General features: G+C 23.4%; 28 protein-coding genes and 3 pseudogenes. 21 read left to right on the top strand and 10 right to left on the bottom strand.

Annotated elements, in window-relative coordinates:
- Window positions 1-108 precede the first annotated feature (108 nt).
- Window positions 109-615, bottom strand: a complete 507-nt coding sequence (locus tag ACQH20_RS04345; protein WP_425376646.1) for a hypothetical protein — start codon at window positions 613-615, stop codon at window positions 109-111.
- Between the two features lie 69 nt (window positions 616-684).
- Window positions 685-1,179 carry a hypothetical protein gene (locus ACQH20_RS04340; protein WP_425376645.1) on the bottom strand — a complete coding sequence of 165 codons (495 nt, stop codon included), beginning with the start codon at window positions 1,177-1,179 and terminating at the stop codon, window positions 685-687.
- Between the two features lie 281 nt (window positions 1,180-1,460).
- On the opposite strand from ACQH20_RS04340, the gene ACQH20_RS04335 reads away from it, so the two are divergent.
- From ACQH20_RS04335 to ACQH20_RS04300, 8 genes and pseudogenes are all read left to right on the top strand, one after another.
- Window positions 1,461-2,819: a DEAD/DEAH box helicase gene (locus ACQH20_RS04335; RefSeq protein ID WP_425376644.1), complete on the top strand. Its 1,359-nt coding sequence runs from the start codon at window positions 1,461-1,463 to the stop codon at window positions 2,817-2,819.
- Window positions 2,820-2,838: 19 nt separating this feature from the next.
- Window positions 2,839-3,738: a deoxyribonuclease IV gene (locus tag ACQH20_RS04330; RefSeq protein WP_425376643.1), complete on the top strand. Its 900-nt coding sequence runs from the start codon at window positions 2,839-2,841 to the stop codon at window positions 3,736-3,738.
- Window positions 3,738-4,835 carry a nicotinate-nucleotide adenylyltransferase gene (locus ACQH20_RS04325; protein ID WP_425376642.1) on the top strand — a complete coding sequence of 366 codons (1,098 nt, stop codon included), beginning with the start codon at window positions 3,738-3,740 and terminating at the stop codon, window positions 4,833-4,835. Before ACQH20_RS04330 ends, ACQH20_RS04325 begins: the two co-directional genes overlap by 1 nt.
- Window positions 4,836-5,085: 250 nt before the next feature.
- Entirely contained in the window at window positions 5,086-6,921 is a 1,836-nt protein-coding gene (locus tag ACQH20_RS04320; RefSeq protein ID WP_425376641.1) for an ABC transporter ATP-binding protein, read from the top strand.
- Between the two features lie 266 nt (window positions 6,922-7,187).
- Window positions 7,188-8,306 (top strand): annotated as a pseudogene (locus ACQH20_RS04315) (IS3 family transposase).
- Window positions 8,278-8,820, top strand: a complete 543-nt coding sequence (locus ACQH20_RS04310; RefSeq protein ID WP_425376640.1) for a hypothetical protein — start codon at window positions 8,278-8,280, stop codon at window positions 8,818-8,820. The pseudogene ACQH20_RS04315 and the gene ACQH20_RS04310 overlap by 29 nt, the downstream one beginning before the upstream one ends.
- A gap of 171 nt (window positions 8,821-8,991) precedes the next feature.
- Window positions 8,992-9,261, top strand: a complete 270-nt coding sequence (locus ACQH20_RS04305; protein WP_425376639.1) for a hypothetical protein — start codon at window positions 8,992-8,994, stop codon at window positions 9,259-9,261.
- A 50-nt stretch (window positions 9,262-9,311) separates the two neighbouring features.
- A pseudogene (locus tag ACQH20_RS04300) lies at window positions 9,312-9,709 on the top strand (helix-turn-helix domain-containing protein); the annotation flags it as partial.
- Window positions 9,710-9,750: 41 nt separating this feature from the next.
- Here the strand turns inward: ACQH20_RS04300 and ACQH20_RS04295 are convergent.
- Window positions 9,751-10,989: an IS256 family transposase gene (locus ACQH20_RS04295; protein WP_425377561.1), complete on the bottom strand. Its 1,239-nt coding sequence runs from the start codon at window positions 10,987-10,989 to the stop codon at window positions 9,751-9,753.
- A 101-nt stretch (window positions 10,990-11,090) separates the two neighbouring features.
- Between ACQH20_RS04295 and ACQH20_RS04290 the strand changes: the two genes are divergently transcribed.
- The 5 genes from ACQH20_RS04290 to ACQH20_RS04270 are packed head-to-tail and all read left to right on the top strand — an operon-like array spanning window position 11,091 to window position 12,966.
- Window positions 11,091-11,915: a hypothetical protein gene (locus ACQH20_RS04290; protein ID WP_425376638.1), complete on the top strand. Its 825-nt coding sequence runs from the start codon at window positions 11,091-11,093 to the stop codon at window positions 11,913-11,915.
- Between the two features lie 16 nt (window positions 11,916-11,931).
- A complete protein-coding gene (locus tag ACQH20_RS04285; RefSeq protein ID WP_425376637.1) occupies window positions 11,932-12,090 on the top strand; it encodes a hypothetical protein in 159 nt (52 codons plus the stop codon).
- Between the two features lie 40 nt (window positions 12,091-12,130).
- On the top strand, window positions 12,131-12,319 hold the full coding sequence (locus ACQH20_RS04280) for a hypothetical protein (RefSeq protein WP_174480113.1): 189 nt from the start codon (window positions 12,131-12,133) through the stop codon (window positions 12,317-12,319).
- Window positions 12,320-12,335: 16 nt separating this feature from the next.
- Window positions 12,336-12,713 carry a hypothetical protein gene (locus tag ACQH20_RS04275; RefSeq protein WP_425376636.1) on the top strand — a complete coding sequence of 126 codons (378 nt, stop codon included), beginning with the start codon at window positions 12,336-12,338 and terminating at the stop codon, window positions 12,711-12,713.
- A 16-nt stretch (window positions 12,714-12,729) separates the two neighbouring features.
- Window positions 12,730-12,966, top strand: coding sequence for a hypothetical protein (locus ACQH20_RS04270; RefSeq protein WP_425376635.1), 237 nt, complete (start codon window positions 12,730-12,732; stop codon window positions 12,964-12,966).
- A gap of 26 nt (window positions 12,967-12,992) precedes the next feature.
- Here the strand turns inward: ACQH20_RS04270 and ACQH20_RS04265 are convergent, their stop codons facing one another.
- Genes ACQH20_RS04265 through ACQH20_RS04255 form a run of 3 tightly spaced genes read right to left on the bottom strand, consistent with a single transcriptional unit; the run spans window position 12,993 to window position 15,085 of the window.
- On the bottom strand, window positions 12,993-14,231 hold the full coding sequence (locus tag ACQH20_RS04265) for an IS256 family transposase (protein ID WP_425377582.1): 1,239 nt from the start codon (window positions 14,229-14,231) through the stop codon (window positions 12,993-12,995).
- A gap of 57 nt (window positions 14,232-14,288) precedes the next feature.
- Window positions 14,289-14,618 carry a hypothetical protein gene (locus ACQH20_RS04260; RefSeq protein WP_425376634.1) on the bottom strand — a complete coding sequence of 110 codons (330 nt, stop codon included), beginning with the start codon at window positions 14,616-14,618 and terminating at the stop codon, window positions 14,289-14,291.
- A gap of 56 nt (window positions 14,619-14,674) precedes the next feature.
- Window positions 14,675-15,085 carry an ankyrin repeat domain-containing protein gene (locus tag ACQH20_RS04255; RefSeq protein ID WP_425376633.1) on the bottom strand — a complete coding sequence of 137 codons (411 nt, stop codon included), beginning with the start codon at window positions 15,083-15,085 and terminating at the stop codon, window positions 14,675-14,677.
- Window positions 15,086-15,401: 316 nt separating this feature from the next.
- Here ACQH20_RS04255 and ACQH20_RS04250 point away from each other — a divergent pair, with 316 nt between their 5' ends.
- Window positions 15,402-16,442, top strand: a complete 1,041-nt coding sequence (locus ACQH20_RS04250) for a hypothetical protein (protein WP_425376632.1) — start codon at window positions 15,402-15,404, stop codon at window positions 16,440-16,442.
- 60 nt (window positions 16,443-16,502) lie between these two features.
- On the opposite strand, the gene ACQH20_RS04245 is transcribed toward ACQH20_RS04250, so the two are convergent.
- The 3 genes from ACQH20_RS04245 to ACQH20_RS04235 form a co-directional block, all read right to left on the bottom strand.
- Window positions 16,503-17,474, bottom strand: a complete 972-nt coding sequence (locus ACQH20_RS04245) for a 3'-5' exoribonuclease YhaM family protein (protein WP_338957759.1) — start codon at window positions 17,472-17,474, stop codon at window positions 16,503-16,505.
- A 14-nt stretch (window positions 17,475-17,488) separates the two neighbouring features.
- Window positions 17,489-19,171, bottom strand: a complete 1,683-nt coding sequence (locus tag ACQH20_RS04240; RefSeq protein WP_425376631.1) for a phospho-sugar mutase — start codon at window positions 19,169-19,171, stop codon at window positions 17,489-17,491.
- 168 nt (window positions 19,172-19,339) lie between these two features.
- On the bottom strand, window positions 19,340-19,636 hold the full coding sequence (locus ACQH20_RS04235; protein ID WP_425376630.1) for a hypothetical protein: 297 nt from the start codon (window positions 19,634-19,636) through the stop codon (window positions 19,340-19,342).
- 284 nt (window positions 19,637-19,920) lie between these two features.
- Here ACQH20_RS04235 and ACQH20_RS04230 point away from each other — a divergent pair, with 284 nt between their 5' ends.
- The 5 genes from ACQH20_RS04230 to ACQH20_RS04210 all read left to right on the top strand — a co-directional run bounded on the left by ACQH20_RS04230 (window position 19,921) and on the right by ACQH20_RS04210 (window position 23,582).
- Window positions 19,921-20,934, top strand: a complete 1,014-nt coding sequence (locus ACQH20_RS04230; protein WP_425376629.1) for an SGNH/GDSL hydrolase family protein — start codon at window positions 19,921-19,923, stop codon at window positions 20,932-20,934.
- Between the two features lie 37 nt (window positions 20,935-20,971).
- The gene (locus tag ACQH20_RS04225) at window positions 20,972-21,331 is read left to right on the top strand and encodes a hypothetical protein (protein ID WP_425376628.1); all 360 of its coding nucleotides are present in this window, start codon (window positions 20,972-20,974) and stop codon (window positions 21,329-21,331) included.
- Window positions 21,332-21,611: 280 nt separating this feature from the next.
- Entirely contained in the window at window positions 21,612-21,812 is a 201-nt protein-coding gene (locus tag ACQH20_RS04220) for a hypothetical protein (RefSeq protein ID WP_425376627.1), read from the top strand.
- A gap of 262 nt (window positions 21,813-22,074) precedes the next feature.
- Window positions 22,075-23,019 (top strand): IS30 family transposase, encoded by a 945-nt coding sequence (locus ACQH20_RS04215; RefSeq protein ID WP_425376626.1) that lies wholly within the window; start codon window positions 22,075-22,077, stop codon window positions 23,017-23,019.
- 155 nt (window positions 23,020-23,174) lie between these two features.
- Window positions 23,175-23,582, top strand: coding sequence for a hypothetical protein (locus tag ACQH20_RS04210; protein WP_425376625.1), 408 nt, complete (start codon window positions 23,175-23,177; stop codon window positions 23,580-23,582).
- Between the two features lie 103 nt (window positions 23,583-23,685).
- Here ACQH20_RS04210 and ACQH20_RS04205 read toward each other — a convergent pair.
- Window positions 23,686-23,988: pseudogene (locus tag ACQH20_RS04205) on the bottom strand (helix-turn-helix domain-containing protein); the annotation flags it as partial.
- Between the two features lie 779 nt (window positions 23,989-24,767).
- On the opposite strand from ACQH20_RS04205, the gene plsX reads away from it, so the two are divergent.
- Together plsX and rnc are read left to right on the top strand one after the other, a co-directional pair.
- On the top strand, window positions 24,768-25,796 hold the full coding sequence (plsX, locus tag ACQH20_RS04200) for a phosphate acyltransferase PlsX (RefSeq protein WP_425376624.1): 1,029 nt from the start codon (window positions 24,768-24,770) through the stop codon (window positions 25,794-25,796).
- A 28-nt stretch (window positions 25,797-25,824) separates the two neighbouring features.
- On the top strand, window positions 25,825-26,544 hold the full coding sequence (gene rnc / locus ACQH20_RS04195; protein WP_174481262.1) for a ribonuclease III: 720 nt from the start codon (window positions 25,825-25,827) through the stop codon (window positions 26,542-26,544).
- Window positions 26,545-26,546: the final 2 nt, after the last annotated feature.

The raw sequence follows: 26,546 nt of genomic DNA, 5'->3' as shown, positions 1-26,546 counted from the left end.
ATATCATAATATCTAGAATATTTGGTGTTAAATTTTTATACATATTTTTAAAAGATAAAAAATAGTTATTAATAAATAAAACTACTCAGTTGAGTAGTTTTATTTATCTTATTCAATTTTTACTGTCATTTCTTGATCATCAAAAACAAATTTAACTTTTTTATCATCTTTTTTATTAATAGCATCACTGGGTTTATCATTTTTTTTATTTTCAAATAAAGGTTTTGGTTTTTTCTTTAATTCTTTTTCATTTTTTAAATAATATTTTTGAACTATATCAAAAAGTTCATTATTTAAACTACCATCTTTATATCTCTTTTTAAATTTATAAAAATACTTATAACGCTTATCTAAAATTATTGATTTAATTTCATTAAAGAGTATAAAAGCATTTCTACTTGAAAATTTATAATTATTTTTACCTATTTTTACTAAATTATCACTTATAATATTGTTTATTTTAAACTTAAATCTTTTTCTTTTAAAAAGAAAAATAACTAAAATAAAAATAAAAGTTAGCATTAATAATAATATTGATAATCCTATGATTATTCAGTCCTTTAATGAAAAATCTGATCAATTAACTAAAAACATTATATTTAAATTATTTTGCATATAAATAACCTCCTAAATTTTCTTAATATATAAATTTGCGTCATTTTATAAACAAGTTCTTCTTATCTTTTATTTTGGATAAATTACATTTAAAATTACACTTCCAATAACTAAAGGGTCATCATAAGTCATTTCAACTGTTAAAGTAGTTGGTTTAATGTTCATATTATTATATTTTAAATTACCTAAAATAATTTTTTCTTTTATTAAATTTGATTGTGGATTACTTTCAATTAGTCTCTCTTTAATAACCTCCTTTACAGTTTCTGGACTTGTCATTTTCAATTTGTCTTCAGTTTTTAATTGCAAATTTGTTTTGCTTTTTAAAATTACTGCTAAAATTCGTTTATTATCACTAATTGATGATTGTTTAGAGATCGAACCATTTGATTTTTTTTTATTTTTTTCTTCCTCTTCTTCTTCTTTTTCTCCTTCTGTTTCAGCAATAGCTGTCATACCACCAGCAATGGTGGCTCCAATTAAAGCTGCAGAGCTGATAAGACCAGCAATAATTTTTGTTGATTTCTTCTTCTTTTTCTTTTCTTCTTCATCTTCTTCTGACATAAATTACAAACCTCTTTTCTAAGCCCTTAAATTTTTTCTAAGTTAATTTTACATGATTAAAAATAATCTATTGACATTTTACTTTTATTAGATTAGAAATTTAGATAAACAATTAGTTGTATAAATTACTGATGTATTTTTTTATTTTTTGAAAATTAATAATCTTAAATATTAAAATAGTAATTATTATTACTTTTAATAAAGTTTTTTATCTTATTTTTTAAAGAACTTAGTAAAAATAAGATAAAATATTAATATTGCATTAAAAAAAAGGTGAACGTATGTCATTTCAACAATTTAATTTACAACCATGACTAATTGAAAATTTAAAAAAAGAAAAACTAATTAATCCAACACCAGTCCAAACTGAAATCATTCCTTTAGCATTAACTAATAAAAACTTAATTATTAAAAGTGCTACTGGTAGTGGTAAAACTCATACTTATTTAATTCCAATTTTAAATAATTGTAATGTTACTTTAAAAGTAACACAAGCAGTTATTATTACACCTACTCGTGAACTTGCTCAACAAACGTTCAATTTTTTAAAAGCTTTAATCAAAGATCAAAATATTAGCATTGCTTGTTTAGTGGGTGGCAAAGATATTATTCGTCAAAGTAATAATTTAAGTAATAATCAACCACAAATTGTAATTGGTACTCCAACTAGATTAAAACGTTTATATGAACTTAATATGTTAGCAATTACTACTACTAACACTTTAGTTATTGATGAATGTGATATGTTATTTGATATGGGATTCATGGAAGATTTAGATTTTTTAATTACTAAAATGAATAAAAATACTCAAATTATGACTTTTTCAGCAACAATATTACCCCAACTAGTTACTTGATTAAAAAAATATATTACTAACGCTACTACAATTAGTATTGATAATAAATCTCAAAAAATTCAACATATTTTTATTAATCGTCATCATCAAGATAGTAAAAAACAACTACAATCATTATTAACAATGTTTGATCCTTATTTATGTTTAATTTTTGTTAATAACAAAGAAAATATTGAAGAAATTGCAAACGTCTTAATTGAAGAAAATAAAAAAGTAGCAATCTTACATGGTGGATTACCAGCACGAGAACGTTCTCAAACTTTTAAACGTATTAAAAATTTTGAATATCAATATGTTGTTTGTTCAGATATCGCAGCACGTGGTATTGATATTGAAGGGGTATCTCATGTTATCTCTTTACAATTACCGACAAATAATATAGAATATTATTTTCATCGAGCGGGGCGAACTGGACGAGCTAACTATTCAGGTATTTCTTATGTATTTTATGATAAGAGTGATAATTCTACTATTCATAAGTTAAAAAATTTAAACGTTCCAATAGAATACTATAAAATTAAAGATAATAAGTTACTAACAGAAATTACTAATGACAACATCATTGCTCATAAACGAAAAATAGAAAGAAATAAAGAAGAGCAATATGTTATTAATTGCTTTAAAAAAAATAAAAATGTAACTCCTGGTTATAAGAAAAAATTTAATAAAGATTTAGAAGCAATAAAAAAAGAAACAAGAAAACAACACATTAAAGCATCAATTAAGAAAATTAAAAAAACACAAGCAATTGCAAGAAGAAAAAAACTTTTTGATGAAAATTAATAATGAAAGAGGAAATAAGATGGAAAACGACAAATTAATTATTGGATCTCATGTTTCAATGAAAGCACCAAAATATTTATTAGGTGCTCTTGAAGAGGCTCTAAGTTATAATGCCAATACGTTTATGTTTTATACAGGTGCTCCACAAAATACAATTCGTAAACCAACCAAAGCATTATTTATTAAAGAATTTGCAGAAAAACTAATTGAAAAAAATATTGATATTAATAATCTTATTGTTCATGCTCCTTACATTATTAATCTGGCTAATAGTATTAACAAAAGTACTTACCAATTAGCAGTAGATTTCTTACGACAAGAAATAATTCGCTGTCAAGATATTGGCATTAAAACTTTGGTTTTACATCCAGGTAGCGCTGTTGGTGCTTTACCACAAACTGCTTTAGATCAAATTGTTAAAGGACTAAATGCAGCATGTTTAGAAAAACAAACTGTAAAAATTGCTTTGGAAACAATGTCAGGAAAAGGTAGTGAAGTAGGAACTACTTTTGAACAACTTCAATATATTATTAAGAATGTAAAAAGACCCGAACTAATTGGTGTTTGTTGAGATACTTGTCACTTATCTGATGCTGGTTATGATCTTAATAATAATTTAGAACAAGTAATACAACAATTTGATCAACTTATTGGATTAGATAAATTATTAGTTATTCATGTTAATGATTCTAAAAACCCAATCAATGCTCATAAAGATCGTCATGCTAACTTAGGAATGGGTTACCTTGGTCTTCAAACTTTAATTAACATTATTTATCATCCATTGTTGCTTACTAAAATAAAAATTTTAGAAACGCCATGAATTAATGGACATCCACCTTATTTACATGAAATTAAAATGATAAGAACAAAAAAATATAATAAAGAAATTTTAGAATCATTAGGAACTAGCAAATAATGAAAAGAATTGGCATTTTTGGTGGAACTTTTGATCCATTTCATAATCAACATTTAAACATTGCAAATACAGCTTATCATAAACTTTCACTTGATGAAGTTTGAATTTTACCAACAAAACAAAATCCCTTAAAAGACAGTGTCAGTGCCAGCGATCAACAAAGAGTCGATATGATTAATTTAGTTATTAAAAACTATTCTTGAATAAAATTAAATGATTATGAACTAACAAGTAAACAACCTAGTTATACTATTAATACTATTAACTACTTTATTGAAAACTATCCAAATCACAAATTCTTTTTTATTATCGGTTCTGATAATTTATATACCTTAAATAAATGACAAGGAATTGAACAGTTAATTAATTTAGTTAAAATTATTGTTGTTAATCGCCCTCATTATCGTAAAACATTAGAACTAATGTCAAAATACAAGTGTCAAAATTTAGTAGTTCGACCAAGTAGTGATATTAACTCTGCCAAAATTAGAAATGGTGAAATTATTAATCAAATTGATATAAAAATTAATGATTATATTAACAATAATTTAATATATAGTTATGAGCGTTTAAAAGCAAATTTGGATAACAATAGAACTGAACATTGTATTAATGTTGGTAAAATGGCTGTTAAATTAGCAATCCATTATAACGAAGATGCTAATAAAGCCCTAATTGCAGGAACTTATCATGACCTTTGCAAACAATGAAGTAAAAATAAAATGACTAAATTTTTAACAAAATATAATAAAGAAATTTTACAACAACCATTTCCAATTTGACATGGTTATGTAGCAGCATTGTATTTAAAAAATCATTATCAGTACCATGATGATTTAGTTCTTCATGCAATTGCTAAACATACTACTGGTGCAACTGAAATGAAACCTTTAGAATTAATAGTATTATTAGCAGATAAAATATCAATTGAACGTAACCATTATTATGTTGAAGAATTAAGAAAACTTGCCTTCCAAGACTTAACTGTTGCTTTTAAATACTATCTAGAAATTTTAAAAAAGGATTTACTAGAACAAAAAAAACCATTAAATAATAAGTTTTTAACAATATATGAAACGTGAAGTAATAAAAATTAACAAATAGTATCTACAGTAAAATACTTATTTATTAATTATTTAATATATAATATTAAAGAAAAGGGAAGTATAACTTAAAACAGAAGATGTATTTGTTCAGTAATGATTGCAAAATTGAATACTGATATTTATTAAGTGATTGATTTAAAAAAACAGAATATAAAGATACTTTAAATTATATTCCATTAAAAGAATTGGGTTTACCACTATAACAAATAAAAATAAATTATTAATAAGGAAATCAAATATTATGTCCAAAAAAAATAAAACAAAAATTACTGCTTCGCCGACAAAAGAAAAAACAACAGCAAAAATAAAAAAAAGCGTGACTGATTATAATGAATTAAAAATAAAAAAAAGTGGTTTCTTAAGCGCAGTTATTAAATACTTTAAAAAATATCCACTACTTTATCTAATTGCAATACTAACCACTATTGCTTCTTCGATAATTTCAGTGATTATTCCTAAAATTACTAATAATTTTTTAGCTACCCCCGATAGTTTTCAATGAGAAAAAATTACTACTTTAGCTTATATTTTAATTAGTTTACAAATTGCATCAGGATTATTTATGTACTTTCGTAATTTAACAGGAAGCATCATTGGTGTTAAAGTTGAAATTGAATATCGAAATAAAGTTTTAAAACATTTACTAGATTTAGATATGTCATATTATGAAGATCGCAAAATTGGTGACACTTTAACAAAACTAATTAGTGATACTAGTGTTATTGGTGAAAATATGCAATCTATTCCTTTAACTATGCTTAGTTCAATTGTGACTTTTTTTGGTTCAATTTACGTTATTTTTTCTTTAAATTGACAATTATCATTAATTGTTTTAGGTATTGTTTTATCAATTTTAATAATATCAGTATTAAATGTTCAAATTATTCGTTATTTAAACTATAAATGAAGAAAAGTTTACACTGAAGTTAATGCTGATATTACTGATCGACTAAATACTATTACTTTAATTAAAAGTAATGCTACAGAAAAAATTGAAAATAAAAGATTTTCTAATGAACATCTTAAATATTACCAAGCAGCAAAAAAAACTATTACTTTTGAAAGTTTTACTAGAGCATTACTAATTACATTGCTAACAGGAATTAACATTGTTGGTTTAGTTGCTGGTTTCATGTTTGTAAGTAAACACATCATTAGTGTTCCAACACTAATTGCTTTTTTATTAGCAGTGAATACTTTAATTTTCCCAGTTATTCAAAGTATTCAATTCTTAGGTAATTGAGCTAAAACATCAACTTCAATTTTAAGAGTTAATGAAATTCTTAATATTAAACCAAAAATAGTTAATAAAGAAAAAGCCTTACCAGTAAAACAAATTACTAGTGATATTATTTTTGAAAATGTTAATTTCCGCTATGATGAAAAAGAAGACTGAATTTTAAATAACTTCTCTTTCACTTTTGAAAAAGGTAAAAGTTATGCTATTGTTGGTGCAACTGGTGTCGGAAAAACTACTATTTCTAAGTTATTACTACGTTACTATGACCCCGCTAAAGGAAGAATTTTAATTAATAATAATACTGATTTACGTGATATTGACTTAGCACAATACTTACATCATATTGGCTATATTGAACAAGATCCACAAATTTTATTTGGCACATTTGCCGAAAACATTAGTTATACTAAGCAAGGAGCAACTTTAGAAGAAATCAAAATTGCTGCAAGTAAAGCTAACTTACATGATTACATTGAACAATTACCTAATGGTTATAATACAATTTTAGGTGAACATGGGATTAACTTATCTGGTGGTCAAAAACAAAGAGTAGCTATTGCTCGTATCTTTTTAAAAAATCCAGAACTATTAATTTTAGATGAAGCTACTAGTGCTTTAGATAATATTGTCGAAAAGGAAATACAAGCACAATTTAATAAATTAATGATTGGTCGTACTAGTATTATTATTGCCCATCGTTTATCAACAATTAAAACTGTTGATAAGATTTTAGTTTTAGAAAAAGAAAAAGGTTTAGTTCAAGTTGGTACTTTTGATGAATTAAAAGTTAAAGAAGGTCACTTTAAACATTTATATGAAGCTGGAATTATGGGGTAAAATTTTTAATGAACCATTAATATTCCCATATTTAAATTAAAAAATAAAATTAATATTTTCAAATTTAGTAAGTAATATAATAATATGAAAAATAATAATTCCTATGAAGATAAACTTAATGCAATAGTTAAATTAGAAAGTTATATATTTGAATATATAGATTTTTTTGCTTCAGTTTTATTAAATGAGTTGGATGGGTTTCACTTTATTGGACACTAATTACGTAGACAAGTGAACAAATTAGTTAAAAGAAAGGAACTATAATTATGGCCAATATTAACTCATATTCAGATGAATTTAAAAAACAAATAGTAGCTTTATATCAAAGTGTTAAGTCAGTGTCTTGTCTTGCTAAAGAGTACAATGTTACAAGAGCAGCTACTTATAATTGAATTAAGCAATTTACTAATTCAGGTAGTTTTAAAACTAAAGATAATCGTTCTGTTGAAGAAAATGAATTAATTAAATTAAGAAAAGAATTAAAACAGTTAAGAATGGAAAATGATATTTTAAAGCAAGCAGCACTAATAATAGGCAGAAAATAGAGATTATGGTTGAAAATAAATCTAAATATAAAATTCGCACAATGTGTCGTTTTTTAAAAATTTCTAAATCAACATATTATTTTAATTTAAAAAAAAGAAAATAAAATGCAAAATAATATTTATGAACAAGCTGTTATTAGTGCTTTTAAAGAAAATAAAGAAGTTTATGGTACTAGAAGATTAAAAGTCAGTATGGAAAATAAAGGTTTTCCTTTATCAAGAAGAAAAATTAAAAAAATTATGAATGAACATAATTTAATATCAAAATACACGAAATTATCATTCAAAAATAATCATAATAAAGTTAATGATAATCAAATTACCAATCTTGTTAATAGAAACTTTAATAATAGGCTTAAAAATGAAGTTATTGTTAGTGATTTAACTTATGTTCAAGTTAATGGCAAATGAAACTATATTTGCTTATTAATTGACCTATTTAACCGCGAAATTATTGGACATAGTGTAGGTACTAAAAAAGATGCATCATTGGTATACCAAGCATTTATGCAATCAAATCGCTGTTTAAAAAATATGCAAATATTTCATACTGATCGCGGTAACGAATTTAATAACAAAACTATCGATAAACTTTTATTAGCATTCAACATTACCCGTTCTTTAAGCAAAAAAGGTTGTCCTTATGACAATGCTGTTACTGAAGCGACTTTTAAAACTTTTAAGACAGAATTTATTAATGAAAAAAATTTTATATCATTAATCCAATTAAAATTAGAATTATTTGATTATATCAACTGATACAACAACATAAGAATTCACAGCACTCTAAAGTACTTAACTCCAGTTAAGTATGAAGAACAAATGTCTACCAAAAAATAGTTCTAAAAAGGGTTGCCATTCCAAAAAGAATAATACTAAAGAAATAGAAGATTTAAAAGTAACTAATAGTCAAAAACAATTTTTATTAGAAAATACAATACTAAAAATTAAACAACAAAGAGAAAAATTAAAAAATATTTCAATTGAAAATATGCAACCATTAACTGATTTAGAAATACTTCAAAAAGAAAAAAGTGATAAATTAAATTCATTAAATGCCATTAGTGTAGATAAACTTGATAAAGATATAGAAACACTAATAGTAAGAGAAAGTGGATTAAAAATAAAAATTAATGAAAATAAATCATCTATTTCAGATTCTAGTTTAGATAATTTTAAGATAGAAGTAGAAATTGAAACAAAAAAACAACTTTCAGAAGTAGAACCATTTACTAAAGTAAAGCCACTCTTAGAAAAGAGTAATTCTAACGATTCTGGTATGTCAATATCGAGTGAAAATTTCCCAAAAATATTTATTAAAAAATTAAATTATTTTGGAAAGTTACACTATTAAATAAATACAAATTTCAAATAGCACTTAAAAATTTTAGTTCCAAATTTTTAAGTGCGAACTTTTTTTAAAATATTTTGTATAATCAATTTATAAAAATTTAATATAAGTTTTTAACTCATTGCTTTCTTGTTAAAAAGCAAATGAGTTTTTATTTTGAAAGAAGTTGAAATTATGGCAATTGAAAATCAAAAAATTATTTTTAATGATTATATTAATAAAATTATTAATATAAATGAATTAAAGAAAAAAATTTATGAAGAATTAAAAACGTTAGAAAAAAAATTCAAAAAACAAAATGAAATAAAAGAAAACATTTCTAAAATTTTATATGGTTTAGAAGATGAAAATTTTGAAATAAAAGAAAATCTTAGATTACTTGATCTTATATATACTAAAATAGAAAACACCTGAATTGTAAAATTAAAAAGGACATTTATATAAAAATTAAATTGTGTTAATTCTATAATTAAGAAAAGAAAGGAATTAGCACAATGTATAAGTATCTGACTATTGAATCAATAATAGCAATAAAAGAATATAAAAGTTATGAATTTTCAATTCGTAAAATAGCAAAAGCTGTTGATTATAGTAAATCAACTGTACATAGAGTTTGCAGATTATTAAATCAAAACTTATTACCATTAGAAATATTGAATCAAATTCAAAAAAGAACCAAAATGCATGTAGAAAATTAATAATTTTAACTTTAACAGAAATTAATACTATTAATTATTTGTTAATTACTAAAAATTATGCGCTTGATATAATTGCTAATTTTTTAAAGGAAAATAAAATAAAAAGTATTTCAACAAAAACTTTATATAACATGTTTAAAACAAATCGAATGGGTTTTGATAAAAATAACTTATTGAGAAAAGGAAAAAATAAAGAGGCTTTTATGTAATCTGTGTATCTTTGTTTTACAAAGTACTAGTTTAGATTAATTCTATCTTCAAATTTTATCATAAAATGAGCAATTGCTGTATTTCAATTTTGAATGGGCATTGTTCATTTTTTTGTTATATTTTCAATTGCTAAATAAAATATTTTAAAAACTGCCATATCATTAGGAAAAACTTTTTTATTTCTGATAACTTTTCGTAATTGACTATTTACAGATTCAATAGCATTTGTTGTATAAATCACTCTTTTAATTTCTGCAGGATAACTAATAAAAACAATTAAATTATCTCAATTTTTATATCAAGATTTAGCAATTTGAGGATATTGTTTATTTCACTTATTTTCAAAGGATTCTAAAGCCTGCATTGCTTGTTCTTCACTACATGCAGTATAAATTGGTTTTAAATCTGCAACTAGAGATTTTCTATGCTTATATGAGACATATTTCAAACTATTTCTAATTTGATGAACTATGCATAATTGATGTTCTGTTTTAAGATAAACTGATTGTATTGCTTCTGACATGCCTGTTAAATTATCACTGCAGGCAATAAGAATATCATTTAAGCCACGATTTTTCATTTCTGTTAAATTTGCTAATCAAAATTTAGCACCTTCATTTTCACTAATTCATAAACCTAAAACATCTTTTTTACCTTCTAAATCAACTCCTAAAGCTATATAAACTGATTTATTAATAATCCTTTTATCTTGTCGTACTTTCACTATTATGCAATCAAAATAAACAATCGGATAGACACTTTCTAATGGTCGATTTTGCCATGCTTTTACATCATCAATAACATCATCAGTAATTTGACTAATAACACTTTCACTAATATCAGCACCATGATATAACTCTTGTAATTGCATTCTAATATCTGATAATGTCATACCTTTTGCATATAAAGAAAGAACTTGTTGATCAAAACCTTCAAATCTTCTTTGTCTTTTCGCAACTATTACAGGATTAAAATTACTATTGCGATCTCGTGGTACATCAATCTCAATTTTACCTTGTTGAGTTATTAATTTTTTTGAACTTATACCATTACGAGCATTGTCACTATTACTATGTTGATTCTTATCATATCCTAAATAATTTTGCATCTCAGAATTCAACATTTTTTCTACTAATCTTTTTGTTAATTCTTTATACAATCCTCCCTCTTTAAAAACTGTTGTTAAATCTTCAGTATTTTCTAATAATAAATCTACTGCTTTTGATATTGGATCATTATTATTAATATTTTGCTTTTTAGCCATCTGTAACTCACTCTTTCTAGTCATTTAATTATATTTACTAGAATTAATTAAACATAGTTATTTTTGTAAGTTACACAGATTACTAAACATTACCGAATAAAATGCCAAATATAGAAAATCAATCAAATTATACTTTTACTAAATTAATTAGAACTGGTATAAGTCCTATTTGTGCAATGATTGGTACAAGTGCTTATTATGGTCAATATTTAAAAGACCCACTATTAGGTTCAATTAATAGTTTATTATTTGGTAAAAAATTAGGTTTAGATATATGAAATTTAAATCAAATGCCAAATACTAAAACTAAATTAATTAATAGTTCTAAAAAAATATTATTAGGTTTAGGAACAATTGGTTTAGTAAATTATAGTAAATGAACAGAAAATAATATTAGTCCTATTATTCCTACAACACCAACTCCAATAATTACTACAACTACAACAGAAGGTCCTCCATGATTACTATTAAATAAACAAGAAAATCAGTCATTAATGGATTGAGATACATATATTAGTTTAAATGCTTATGGTATTTCAAATCTTATTAGTGGATTAACTGAGTTAATACCTAATAAATTTGAAACTATACGTAAAATAGCAAATATGACTACTGGTGGTTGTTTAATTTCAAGTGGTGTTGCAATGGGGATAAATAATGATTTTAATAATGCTTATGCAGTACCTACCATAATTGCTGGTGCAAGTGAAATAATCCATAATTTACTACCTATAGAAACTACACATCATAATGAAGAAATGCAAGAAACATCATTTAATGATGAAACTGCAAGATTAGTAAATGATAATAGATTCACAATTAATAGTGAAACAACTAGTCAATATGGTAGTGATAATATGAGAGAAGTACCATTAAATCATGATAATGCTTCATTAAATTGAGATTATAATCACATGAATTTATAAAGGAGGTGAATAATTTATGAATAAAGAAAAAATAATTGAATATTATAATCAGGAAATAAAAACATATAAAGAAAGAATAGAAGAATTCAATAAAGAAATATCTGTATTAGTAGAAATTATAAGTAATTCACAATCAATGATTGAAAAAATTAATGGTGGTCAATTTGATGAATAATTAAAAATTAAAAATAAATAGTTGAAAGGAAAATATTCAAATGAAAGAATTTTTACATGAATTAATAATTATTGGAACAAGTGTTGGAACATTAATTTGCAGAGAAATTATTGTTTTATTAAAAAGATTTATCACAACTCCAAAACATGTTAGAGCAAATAATAAAATTATTAAACATCAAAAAAAATTAGCAAAGTTAAATGAAAAAATTAATAAAGAAAATAAATAATAAAGTGGTGATCTAAATGTTAGAAAATGAAAATAATGTTCAACAAACAACTGAACCTTTAACTGAAAATAATGATTCTTCACAAGAAATAGAAAATAAAGTTAATGAAGCAGAAAATAAGCTAAATAAACTTAATCAAGAAATTAAAGAAAAAGAAATAATTAATATATTTAAAAAATATCAAGTTAAAAATGAATTTTATGATTTTTTAAAATTTAAAACTAATAATTTAGAAAATTCAAAAATTGAAGAAACTATTAAAAAAATGATTAAAGAACAACCAATATTTAAAGAAACAATTAATACAGGTGGCAAACCACAAACAATAATAACAAATCAACCAAATTCAATAAAAAATTCTTTATTGGATTATAAAAATAAAAATAAATTATAAGGAAGGAAAATAAAAAATGGCAGTACCATTCAAACAAAATTTAGATAATACCGAAAAATTAGTAGAAGCACCAGAATTTATAGAATTTTTTAAACAATCAAATAGTCCATGGGCAAGTTTTTTTCCTATCGAAATGGTTAATTCAACAAGAATTGAATTTATAGTTAAAAAACCAAAAGACCCAAAAGTGAACTTGTCAAGAAAAGTGGACAATAAAAGTAACCTTTTATTAAATTTTGAGGCTTTTATGTAATCTGTGTATCTTTGTTTTACAAAGTACTAGTTTAGATTAATTCTATCTTCAAATTTTATCATAAAATGAGCAATTGCTGTATTTCAATTTTGAATGGGCATTGTTCATTTTTTTGTTATATTTTCAATTGCTAAATAAAATATTTTAAAAACTGCCATATCATTAGGAAAAACTTTTTTATTTCTGATAACTTTTCGTAATTGACTATTTACAGATTCAATAGCATTTGTTGTATAAATCACTCTTTTAATTTCTGCAGGATAACTAATAAAAACAATTAAATTATCTCAATTTTTATATCAAGATTTAGCAATTTGAGGATATTGTTTATTTCACTTATTTTCAAAGGATTCTAAAGCCTGCATTGCTTGTTCTTCACTACATGCAGTATAAATTGGTTTTAAATCTGCAACTAGAGATTTTCTATGCTTATATGAGACATATTTCAAACTATTTCTAATTTGATGAACTATGCATAATTGATGTTCTGTTTTAAGATAAACTGATTGTATTGCTTCTGACATGCCTGTTAAATTATCACTGCAGGCAATAAGAATATCATTTAAGCCACGATTTTTCATTTCTGTTAAATTTGCTAATCAAAATTTAGCACCTTCATTTTCACTAATTCATAAACCTAAAACATCTTTTTTACCTTCTAAATCAACTCCTAAAGCTATATAAACTCATTTATTAATAATCCTTTTATCTTGTCGTAGTTTCACTATTATGCAATCAAAATAAACAATCGGATAGACACTTTCTAATGGTCGATTTTGCCATGCTTTTACATCATCAATAACATCATCAGTAATTTGACTAATAACACTTTCACTAATATCAGCACCATGATATAACTCTTGTAATTGCATTCTAATATCTGATAATGTCATACCTTTTGCATATAAAGAAAGAACTTGTTGATCAAAACCATCAAATCTTCTTTGTCTTTTTGCAACTATTACAGGATTAAAATTACTATTGCGATCTCGTGGTACATCAATCTCAATTTTACCTTGTTGAGTTATTAATTTTTTTGAACTTATACCATTACGAGCATTGTCACTATTACTATGTTGATTCTTATCATATCCTAAATAATTTTGCATCTCAGAATTCAACATTTTTTCTACTAATCTTTTTGTTAATTCTTTATACAATCCTCCCTCTTTAAAAACTGTTGTTAAATCTTCAGTATTTTCTAATAATAAATCTACTGCTTTTGATATTGGATCATTATTATTAATATTTTGCTTTTTAGCCATCTGTAACTCACTCTTTCTAGTCATTTAATTATATTTACTAGAATTCATTAAACATAGTTATTTTTGTAAGTTACACAGATTACTAAACATTACCGATTTTTCTAAATACTTTTTTATATCGTTCATTGCCTCAATATATTCAATTAATTCTTGTTTTGTCATTTCATTAAAATTTAAAGATTTGGGTCGACCTGTTCTTTTGGTTTTTTTAGCACGAATTCCATTGCCATATTTTAAACCTTTTTCACCTAATAATTTATATGCTTTAATTCATTCTTTTATTGATGATCGACCAATACCATACTCTAATGCGGTTTTATCAATTGTTTTAATTTTACTTATTTTTATTATTTTTAACTTTTCTTCTTTTGATAGTCATTTAGCCATAAAAAAATGAACACCTTCCTTAAAGTATTTTTAACACAAAGGTTACAATTCTGTGTCTACTTTATTCTAGATGTTCAATCTTTATTTATATAATTAACATTAGGACCGTTTGTTATTAAAATTTTAACTATATTTTCATGACCTTGTTCAATAGAAAGTGTTAAAGCAGTATCTTTTGTGTTATTTATATGATTAACATTAGCACCGTTTGTTATTAAAAGATTAACTATTTCTGTCTGACCTTGTTCGGCAGCTAACATTAAAGCAGTATCTTTTGTACTATTTATATGATTGATATCAGTATTATTTTCTATTAAAAATTGAACTATTTCAATGTGACCATAATCAGCGGCTGTTATTAAGGCACCCTCCATATCGAACTTATTGTTATCAGAATTAGCTGTTAAAGTTTTAACTGTTTGTAAGTCACCTTCTTCAATAGCTGTTAAAAATTTATTTTTAGGCATTTCTTTATCTTCCTTTTCTAAATTAAAACAAAAAACCTATTTATTTTGAAATAAAGTAAATAGGTCAAAAACTTATATTAAATTTTAATAATATAATATCACATTTTCTTTACTAGTAATAGATAATTATAATTTTTAATTAAAAAATAATTTTAAAATATATAAAAAAGAAAAGAAATTTTTTAAAAAATAACTTAATTTACAAGTATTTTTGCATATTAAAGTTATATTGTAAAATATTTGGTTTTCATATATTATTAATTCAAAATCTTTATTGGTTTTTAAATTAACTTATTATTTTTAAGCGAGGTAAAAAATGAAAAACTTAGTAAAATTATTATCGATCTTAACAATATCAACACCAATACCATTATCAGTTGTTGCTTGTGATAATAACACAACACAAAAAACAGAATTAAAAGATAAAATTACTAAACTAACAACAAATATTACTGTAGATGTTAATAAAAGTAATAAAAAATTAGATACATTAATAAATAATACAATAGAAGTTAAAAACTTAAATCCAAAGTTAGGTAACCCTGTAATTAAATATTTTAGTGATAAAGAAGCTAAAAATGATATAACTGCTAAATTACAAAAAGTTGGTGATTTATATATAGTTATTACTAGCAATAGTAATGATTTGAATTATCAAGGTTCAACAGCACCAATTAAAATAAATATAAAAGAACAATCTGATAAAACTGATTTAAGTACTATTACTCAATTAACTGGTTTAGACATTATTGCTAATCCAAGTAAAAGTTATAAAGAATTAATTAGTAATATAAATAGTTTTGATGAATTTAAGTCAACACCATTAGCTGCTGGTTATCAACTTCAATTTTATAACGAAAATAATGAAGAAATAACAAACAATAAACAAGAACTTGAAAAAGTATCTAAAATAGTTGTCAAAATAAGTAGTAATTCAAATGATCCAAATTATCAAGGTTCAACAATGATTGATATAACTAAACAAACAATTATTTCAGATATTGATATGCAAAATTATTTTGCAAAGACAACTTTGCCATTCGCTTCATGAGCACCAGCAACTTCAACTAAAGAAACAATGAATAAACAAGAAGCAGTAACAGATGTTATAAATAAATTAAAAAAATTACAAAAAAATTCAGAATTAGCTGTTAAAGTTTTATTAAAAGGTATGTATAAAGAAAAAATTGATTTTAATAAGCTTAGAAATGAAAATGAAATTTATGATAAAAATGAAAAGCCAGTACCTAATGATTGATTTAAAGATAAAGAATCAGATAAAGAAGCAAATGTATTGATTTTTTATGGTAATACAGAAACTGGTTATTTTTTTCCTATAAAAATAAATATAAATTAATTTATTAAAATTTATGATAAAAAATAAACTCTCTTTTAATTAAAAGAGAGTTTTTATTATTTAAACTTTTTTATTTTTTTCTTTTAAATTTTGATGTTTATAGAACATTCTATTTTCAATACTTGCAATACGAGCAGTTGATTCACCAACATTAATATTAACCAATGCTTCATCAATTGCATAGATCTTTGCATCTAAGTTATCTAAATGATGTAAAATTTCAGCTTCTATTGTTTTTGGTAAGACAGGTGAACCATATTCATATTTACCATGACTAGCTAATATTAGATGCTGTAATAAAACTACGATTTCTTCGTCTAAGTTAATATTTAATTCCTTACAAGCAAGTGTAACTTGCATTGCACCTAATGAAATATGACCAATCATTTTACCTGATAGTGTATATGAACTAATAGGATTATTATTTAATTCAACCATTTTTCCATAATCATGCATAATGATTCCTGCATATAATAGTTCACTATTAATATTACGATCATTATAAAGTGCTACTACTTGTTTTGCCATTCTTAACATTGTTACTGAGTGTCATAATAAACCGCTTTGAACAGCATGATGCATTTTAACTGCTGCTGGTCACTTTTTATAATCATCAATATTTTTTTTATTAAAACATTGGATTAATACTTTTTTTAAAATTGGATTTTTAAATTCCTTTATTGTTTGACTAATTTCAGTTCATGCTTCAATAATATTAATTGGTGCTTGTGTAAGTAATAAATCATAATATTCACTAGGATTAGTAATAATAGTTCAATTATTAATTTTTAGTTGTATTTCATTATTATAATTAATGCTATTTGCTTCAATTTTAATTACTTGTCCTATTGTTAATTGTTCAATAGTTTCTTTGCTTACGTCTCAAATTCTTGCTGAAATTGTCCCAGTTTTATCTTGTAATTGTAAGTTTAAATAATTAGTATTGTTAGAAGCAACACCTTGAATTACTCGATTAATAATTACTACTAAACTTAAAACATTATTAGGTTTAATATCTTTAATTACAGTCATTTTTTAGTTCCTTTCTATCATTTTATATCTTTGATATTTAGATATTTGATAGCTAATTCTTCATACATTTTTCTCATTTTTAATTTTGCATCATTAATGGTTTTATCAACACAAACAAAATAGAATTTAATTTTTGGCTCAGTTCCACTAGGTCTAACAGCAACTCATGAACCATCACTGAAGTAAAATTTTAGTAAATTTTGTGATGGCATTCCATGTAAACCAGTTTGATAATCTTCAACTTTAATTGTTTTAATATTATTAAGTGTTGGTATTTTACTAGTTCTTAATGTTTCTAACATATTATTAATAGTATTTTGTCCTGTTTTGCCTTTTAAAATAAGATTAACAGTATAACAGTAATAATATCCAAATTTTTGATAAATATTTTCTAAAACATCAACTAATGTTTTTTGTGACTTTTGATAATATCAAGCCGCTTCTGCTGCTACTATTGCTGATTGAATACCATCTTTGTCACGAGTAATATCTTTAATAACATAACCATATGCTTCTTCAAAACCAAAAACAAAGTTAATGTTACGTGCTTTTTCTTTTAGCATTTCTGCACCAATTCATTTAAAACCAGTTAACGTTTTAATAACTTGACATCCATATGATTTAGCAATCATATCAGATAAATTTGAAGTAACAAATGTATTGTACATAACAGGATTTTTTGGCATTGTTTTATTAAGTTGATAATGGCTTAATAAATATTCTAATAAAATTGGTGCTGTTTCATTACCTGTTAATAATACATAATTATTATTATGTTTTACAGCAATACCAATGCGATCAGCATCAGGATCATTTAAAATAATTAATGGTGCATCATGTTTTTTAGCATGTTTAATTGCTAAATCAAATGTTGGTTTTACTTCGGGATTGGGCGACACTACACCTTTAAAATCAGGATCATAGTTAGCTTGCTCTGTTACTAAAATAATTTCATAACCGCATTGTTCTAAAATTGGTTTAACTCATTCACGACTAGTACCGTGTAGATTAGAAAATACAATTTTAAAGTTACGATTTTTAACTTGTGGATAAAACTGTAAATTTTTAATATCGTCACGATAATTATCTTCTACTGTTGAAGGCACTTCTTTAATTAGGTTAGTATCATAATCGAATGTTAATTGAAAATCATCAGTCAATTGTTCCATTTTATTGCTAATTATATTGGTAACATTAGGAAGAAATTGACAGCCATATTGATCATAAATTTTATAACCATTATATTCAGGAGGATTATGACTGGCTGTAATAACAATTCCAGCAAGAGCATTAACTTTTCTAATACTATATGAAAGTACTGGTGTTGGTCTTAAATCATTATTTTTAAATAAAAAAACAGGAATTTTATGTTTAGCTAAAGTTTTTGCTGTTAACATTGTAAATTCTGCTGAAAAGTGACGATTATCATGAGCAATAATAACACCACGAAGTAAGTCTTTTTCAGAAAAGGCAGATTTTAAATATTGAATAAATGCGACAGTTGCCTTCATAATAATAATTTCATTAATTCTGCCGGTACCAACTCCAGTAATACCACGCATGCCAGCTGTACCAAATTCTAAAGTTGTAGTAAAAGCATCTTCAATTTCATTTTTAGACATTGTAGTTAATTGTTTTTTTAAGTGTTGTGGTAAGTTTTGCTTTTTTCAAATCTCATATGTTTTTAGTACATTCATTATTATTTCTCCTTTATAATAAAAAATTAAGTTTATAGGTAAATCATACTATAAAATAAGAAGAAAATAAATTTTAGTAGTTAATGTAAACATAAACTTTGAATTAAATAATAAAAAATAAAATTATTAAAAATTTCAATTTCAATCTTTAATAATTTTATTTTATTTTTATATTGATTGTGAATTGGCTTTATTTAGAATTGTTATTGGTTGTTTGTCATTTTTAATAGAATTTATTGCTTTAATGTTTATTTTTTTATTTGGTTCTGAAGTTTTAATTAGTTTATATAATGGTACTTGTTTGTTATCTTTATTAAGATACTGATCACTAGTAATAGTACCAACAAGTTTTTCATTATTATTTAGTAATATTTCAGCAAGAGATGTTGTTATTGGTAATTGTGGTTTAATTTTTTTTGAATTTGTGTCAATATCGAGTGAAAATTTCCCAAAATAATTTATCAAAAAAAGTAAAAAATTTTGGAAAGTTAAACTGTTAAATAAACGTTAATTCCAAATACCCCTGAAATTTTAGTTCCAAATTTTTATTTGCAATCTTTTTTTAAAAAAGATTGTTTAATTTATAAAATTTGATAAAAAATTAGCATAAACTATATTTAGTTTATGCTAATTTTCAAAATCAAAAAAGAAGTTGTAATTATCTGATTTTAATAAAATTTGTGATAAAATTTTAAAAAAGTACATAAAAGGATAAAAGCCTAAATAAGTTTTCTTTTGAAAGGAAAAAAATGAAATTAATTTTAAAAACATTAATATTTTTAATAATTGGAATAGAAATAGAAAAATTAAGTTTATTAACAACAAATATAACAAGCAAAACAAGCCAACAAATAAAAATAAATAATAATTTTTATACAAATAGTGAATTATATGTCTTAGGTGATAGTTTATCAGATAATGGTAATTTACCAAATATTATTAATCATAATTTATTAAACTTGTATAAAATAAAATTTCAAACACCTTTTTATCATAACTCATTTAGTAATGGTGATGTTGCCGCTAGTATTTTAGCAAAAAAACTAGGAACAAAATTAATACCAGCTTGATATCAAAATGGTAATAACTATGCTGTGGCTGGCGCTCACTCTAAAGATGAAAATGATTGACAATATAAAATATTTTTAAATCATTTTAATATTGTTCATCAAGCAGAAAAACTAATAAAAGAACATAAAATCCAAAAAAATGATTATATTTTTATTGAAATAGGGGGTAATGATTTAACTACTATACTAGATAAATTACCATCATGCAATTCAGAATTATTAATTAAAAAATCTATAAACAATGAATTTAACGCAATTCAGAAGTTAATTAATGCTGGAGCTTATAATTTACTAATATCTAATTGTCCAGATATTAGTAAAATTCCACAATATGTTAATGGTTCAAAAAATACTAAATTTATTGCTTATAATTTAGCAAAAAAATTCAATATTCTTTGAAAAATAAAATCAAAAATTTTGATAAAAAATAATCAAAAAATCAATATAAAATTATTTGATTTGGAAACATATTTTAATAAAATTTTAAATCAAGCGAAACTAATGGGTAAAAATATTACTAATGAATCTATTGTTTGAAATTGAAAAGAGATTTTATTAAATAAAAAACCAAAATATGTTAATAATACAAAACCATTAACAATTAATAATAATTTTTTCTTTGATTATATACATCCTAATAAATGAGCTCATCTACAAATTGCTGATCAGTTATTTAAATTAATTAAAAATTAAATAAAATCAAAACTAATAAAAAGGATTATTTTAAATCATGCAAACAAACAAAAAATATAAAGATGAAAAAATTAAATATTGTTTTTTAATTTTTTTTACAATTATTCCATTATTTTGTGTAATATTAAATTTATTATTTTCAACAATTCAACCAGACCCAGAATATGGTCATTCTACTGAAAATTTTGATTTTTCTATTATTAATCAATCAATTTATTTCTCAGTTTGAATTGCCTTATCGACTTCAATTTATGGTATATTAAATTGAATTAATTGTCATACTAAAAATATGCCAACATGAATAACAGGTAAAAATTATTTAACTCATATTACTACATTAAATTTGGGAACTTTTATTATATTTAATCGGGACTTTCCAGCAATCTGTGTAACTTAGTGATTTTACAACTAAAATTTATTTAAAAAACACAGTTTTTAGGAAAGTCCCATTTAATCTAACAATGATAATTAGTCCTAATAATATTGTTGGTTTTAATACTTGATATAAAATCTTAAAGTCAATTTTAGAACACATCTTAGTTCCAATAATTGTTATTTTTTATTATTTCTTTTTTAGACAAATAAATATTTCCACAAAGCAATATTTTTTAAAATATTGTTGATATAATTTAATTGTTATTTTAATTTATTTATTTTATGTTTCATTACGAGTAATAATGCTAATTAATTTTCTTTCACCAGAACAAGAAGCTTTTACACCTTTTCCATATGATCAGTTAAATCCATATAAAATTGGTTGAATTCTATTTTTTTTAGGAATTACAGCATTTTTAGTAAGTACTATTTTAATATCAACTTTTTTAAATTTTTTAAGTAATTTAAGACAAAAGAGCGCTAAGAATAACAAAGGATTTTAATTTAATTTCTAAATAATGACAATTTTTTATTTTTATTGTCAATATCGAGTGAAAATTTCCCAAAAATATTTATCAAAAAATAAATTATTTTGAAAAGTTATACTGTTAAATAAACATAAACATAAATTCCAAATAAATTCTTTTCTAGATAAAAATAGAAATAAAGTTTTTTAATTTCCTGAATTGTAAAATTAAAAAGGACATTTATATAAAAATTAAATTGTGTTAATTCTATAATTAAGAAAAGAAAGGAATTAGCACAATGTATAAGTATCTGACTATTGAATCAATAATAGCAATAAAAGAATATAAAAGTTATGAATTTTCAATTCGTAAAATAGCAAAAGCTGTTGATTATAGTAAATCAACTGTACATAGAGTTTGCAGATTATTAAATCAAAACTTATTACCATTAGAAATATTGAATCAAATTCAAAAAAAGAAGCAAAATGCAGGTAGAAAATTAATAATTTTAACTTTAACAGAAATTAATACTATTAATTATTTGTTAATTACTAAAAATTATGCGCTTGATATAATTGCTAATTTTTTAAAGGAAAATAAAATAAAAAGTATTTCAACAAAAACTTTATATAACATGTTTAAAACAAATCGAATGGGTTTTGATGAAAATAACTTATTGAGAAAAGGAAAAAATAAACCTCATAAACGAAAAGAAACTAGAGGACGAATTAATAATTGTAAATCTATTCATGAAAGAAATTTAATCATTCCTAATATTAAAAATATACAAGAATTTGGTCATTTAGAGGGTGATACTATCATTGGTAAAGATCATAAAAGTTCTATTATTACTTTAGCTGATATATGATCAAAAACCACAATTCCTTTAGTTTCTAAAAATCATAAAGCAGAAAATATTACAAAAAGTATAATAAAATTTATTTCAAAGTTACAAAAAGGAACAGTTAAAACTATTACTTTTGATCGTGGTAAAGAATTTAGTAAATGAAAATTAATCGAAAAAATTTGCAATGTTAAGATTTATTTTGCAGATCCTGGCAAACCTTGTCAAAGAGGTTTAAATGAAAATAATAATGGTATTTTAAGAAGATATTTATCAAAATCTACAGATCTATCTTTATATAAACAAAAAGACTTAAATGCTATAGCATTTCAGATTAATTCTACACCCAGAAAATCACTATCTTATAAAAGCCCAATAGACTTAATACAATTATTTTAAAAACTGTCCCATTTGTCCCATTTATATTTACAATTCAGGTTTTTTAAAATTTTTTGTATAATTAATTTATACAGAAATTATATAAGTTTTTAACTCGTTATTTTATCTTAAAATAAATGAGTTTTTTATTATTTATTCAAAGGAGAAAAGAAAAAATGTTTAAAGTTAATCCTAATTCACCAATTTATGAATTTTATTATTCTGAAATCAAAAAATTAGAGGGTAAAATTAAAGATAATAAAGAATTAGATAATATAATAAATACTGAAAAAAATCTTAAAGAAGAAATAGAAAAACTAGAAATATATCTAAAAACATTAAATGAAAATTTAAAAAAGAAATATAAAATAATTCCATATATTAAAAAATTAAATATACATGATTTAGAAGATAAAATCGAATCAAAAGGACAAAAAAGGGTTGATAATGTAGGAAAATATTTAAAGTTAAAATCAAGTTTAGATTATGATTTTGATTCAATTTTTGAACAATGAAAACTCAGTGCAAACAGTGAAAATCAAACTTCAACAATCGTATATCAATCAAAGTTATCTCAAATTTAAAAACAAGAAATTGCAATATAATGGGACTTTCCTAAAAACTGTGTTTTTTAAATAAATTTTAGTTGTAAAATCACTAAGTTACACAGATTGCTGGAAAGTCCCTCTTCGACGCTCCCAAAAAATTAGCAATTATATCAAGCGCATAATTTTTAGTAATTAACAAATAATTAATAGTATTAATTTCTGTTAAAGTTAAAATTATTAATTTTCTACCTGCATTTTGCTTCTTTTTTTGAATTTGATTCAATATTTCTAATGGTAATAAGTTTTGATTTAATAATCTACAAACTCTATGTACAGTTGATTTACTATAATCAACAGCTTTTGCTATTTTACGAATTGAAAATTCATAACTTTTATATTCTTTTATTGCTATTATTGATTCAATAGTCAGATACTTATACATTGTGCTAATTCCTTTCTTTTCTTAATTATAGAATTAACACAATTTAATTTTTATATAAATGTCCTTTTTAATTTTACAATTCAGGATAATTTTATATATTTTGTTAATAAAATAATCATAACATAAAAAAACAAAATAATTAATAAATTATCTTGCGGTGAATTGTGTTACTTAATTAAATTAATTATACAAAAAATTTTAAAAAATTAAAAAACTTTATTTCTATTTTTATCTAGAAAAGAATTTATTTGGAATTTATGTTTATGTTTATTTAACAGTATAACTTTTCAAAATAATTTATTTTTTGATAAATATTTTTGGGAAATTTTCACTCGATATTGACATAAAAATTATTTTTAATTAACTTTATTTTTATTTTTTATGAATAATAATCAATTTAATATTTTTTTAATTCTTTGATTATTTTTGATTTTAGTAAAATTATGATAAGATATTTTTATATTTATATTAGTTTTTTGCTGTTAAAGTTTTTTTTATTAATAAAATAAATAAAAGAGTTTTGGTCTTTAAAAAAAACTGGTGTAAATAAAAACAAATTTAGAAAATCAATATCAAAATAATTAGAGATAAATTGTTTTTTAACTTTTTACTAGCAAATAATGAAATATTCATATTTAAAAATAAATAAATAAATGCAGTATTAGTTGGATTGTTAATCTTAAGGAATTAAAAAAATTAACGTATAATTAAACTATCAATAATTATAATATAATATTATTTAAGGTTTCTTAAATTATTTTTTGTTTTTAGGAGGAACTATGAAAATTGCTTTTGATGTAATGGGTTCAGACCATGGTAGTTTGCCCGCTATTGCTGCAGCGTTAGAAGTTATTAAAGAATTCAAAAACGTTGAAATTTGTTTATTTGGTGATGAAAAACAAATTAATGGAAACTTGCAGATTTTATTAAAAAATAAGCCATTATCATCAAGAATAACAATACTAGCAACAACCCAAGTAATAACTATGAATGATGGTCCACTCGCTGGTATTAGAATGACTGATTCTTCTATGAATCAAGCTATTCAGTTAGTTAAAAATAAAAAAGCAGATGGGATTCTAACTTCGGGTTCAACTGCTGCCTATCTTGGTGCTTGTCATTTTTTATTAGGCGAAATCAAAGGCATTAAACGTCCGGCATTCATGCCAATTATGCCTACTTTAATAAAAGATCGACAAGTAGTATTATTGGATGTTGGAGCAAATATTGAAAACACTGTTGATGAATTAATTAATTTTGCATTAATGGGTCATATTTATTGTCAAACTATTCAAAATATTTCACGTCCTAAAATTGGTTTACTAAATATTGGTATTGAAGAAAGCAAAGGTCCAGAAGTAACTAAAGCAACATATGCTAAACTAAAACAATTAACACAAAAAAATGAAAAGTTAAGTTTTTTAAATTTTCACGGTAATATTGAACCACGAAATGTTTTAAGTGGTGATGTTAATATTATTATTTGTGATGGTTATTCAGGTAATATTGTTTTAAAATCAGTTGAAGGCATGGCATCATTATTATTTACATTAATTAAAAATGGTTATAAAAAAAATTTATGAACTAAATTTTTAGGTTTAATATCAATTGGTATTTTTAAAAATATTAAAAAGACTTTTGATTATAAGAATACAGGTGGTGCTCAATTAATAGGTATTAATGGCATTGCTTTTAAAGCACATGGATCTAGTGATAAAAAATCTTATTATAGTACTTTAAAACTTTTAATTCATGCTATTGAGCAAGATGTTACTAATAAAATAGCTAAACAAATTCAAGAATTATAATTTATAAATAAGTATTAAGGAGAAAAATATGATTAATATTGAACATATTTTAAAATCGAGTATTTTAGAAAAAATTAAATCTAATCGTAATTATCGTGAAGCGTTTACTCATCGTTCTTTTTCAAACGAACATAATTTAGATTATTCATATGAGCGATTAGAATTTTTGGGTGATTCGATTTTAGGGGAAAATATTTCAACTTACATTTGACACTTATTTCCAAATAAAGATGAGGGACAATTAACAAGTTTACGTAGTAAAGCAGTTAGACAAGAAACATTGGCAGCAGTGGCAATTGCTTTAGGATTACAAGATTATTTATTTTTGGGAAATGGTGAAAAAAATACAGGTGGGCAACAACGCGAAAGCATTTTATCAGATGTTTTTGAATCATTTCTTGCTGCAGTATATCTTGATTTAGGAAATAGTGCAGTGAAAAAAATCTTAGACTTAACCTTATTTGAATTAATTAAAACTAATCAGTTAGAAACAATTATTGATTATAAAACTAAATTACAAGAATTAGTACAGGCAGAAAAAAGAGATCCTATTAATTATAAAACTATGGAACAAATTAAAAAAGATAATATTACTTATTTTATTGTTCATGTGTATTTAGATAATAAAATACTAATGGGGAAAGGAGTAGGAACAAATAAAAAGAAAGCTGAGCAAGAAGCAGCAAAGTCAGCTTTAGCAAAACTGTCAAAATCTAATTTATTAATAAGTGATCATAAGAAGGGATAAAC

Source organism: Spiroplasma endosymbiont of Aleiodes alternator (assembly GCF_964031135.1).
GTDB lineage: Bacteria > Bacillota_I > Bacilli_A > Mycoplasmatales > VBWQ01 > Spiroplasma_E.
This window is presented reverse-complemented; position numbering and strand designations above follow the sequence as displayed.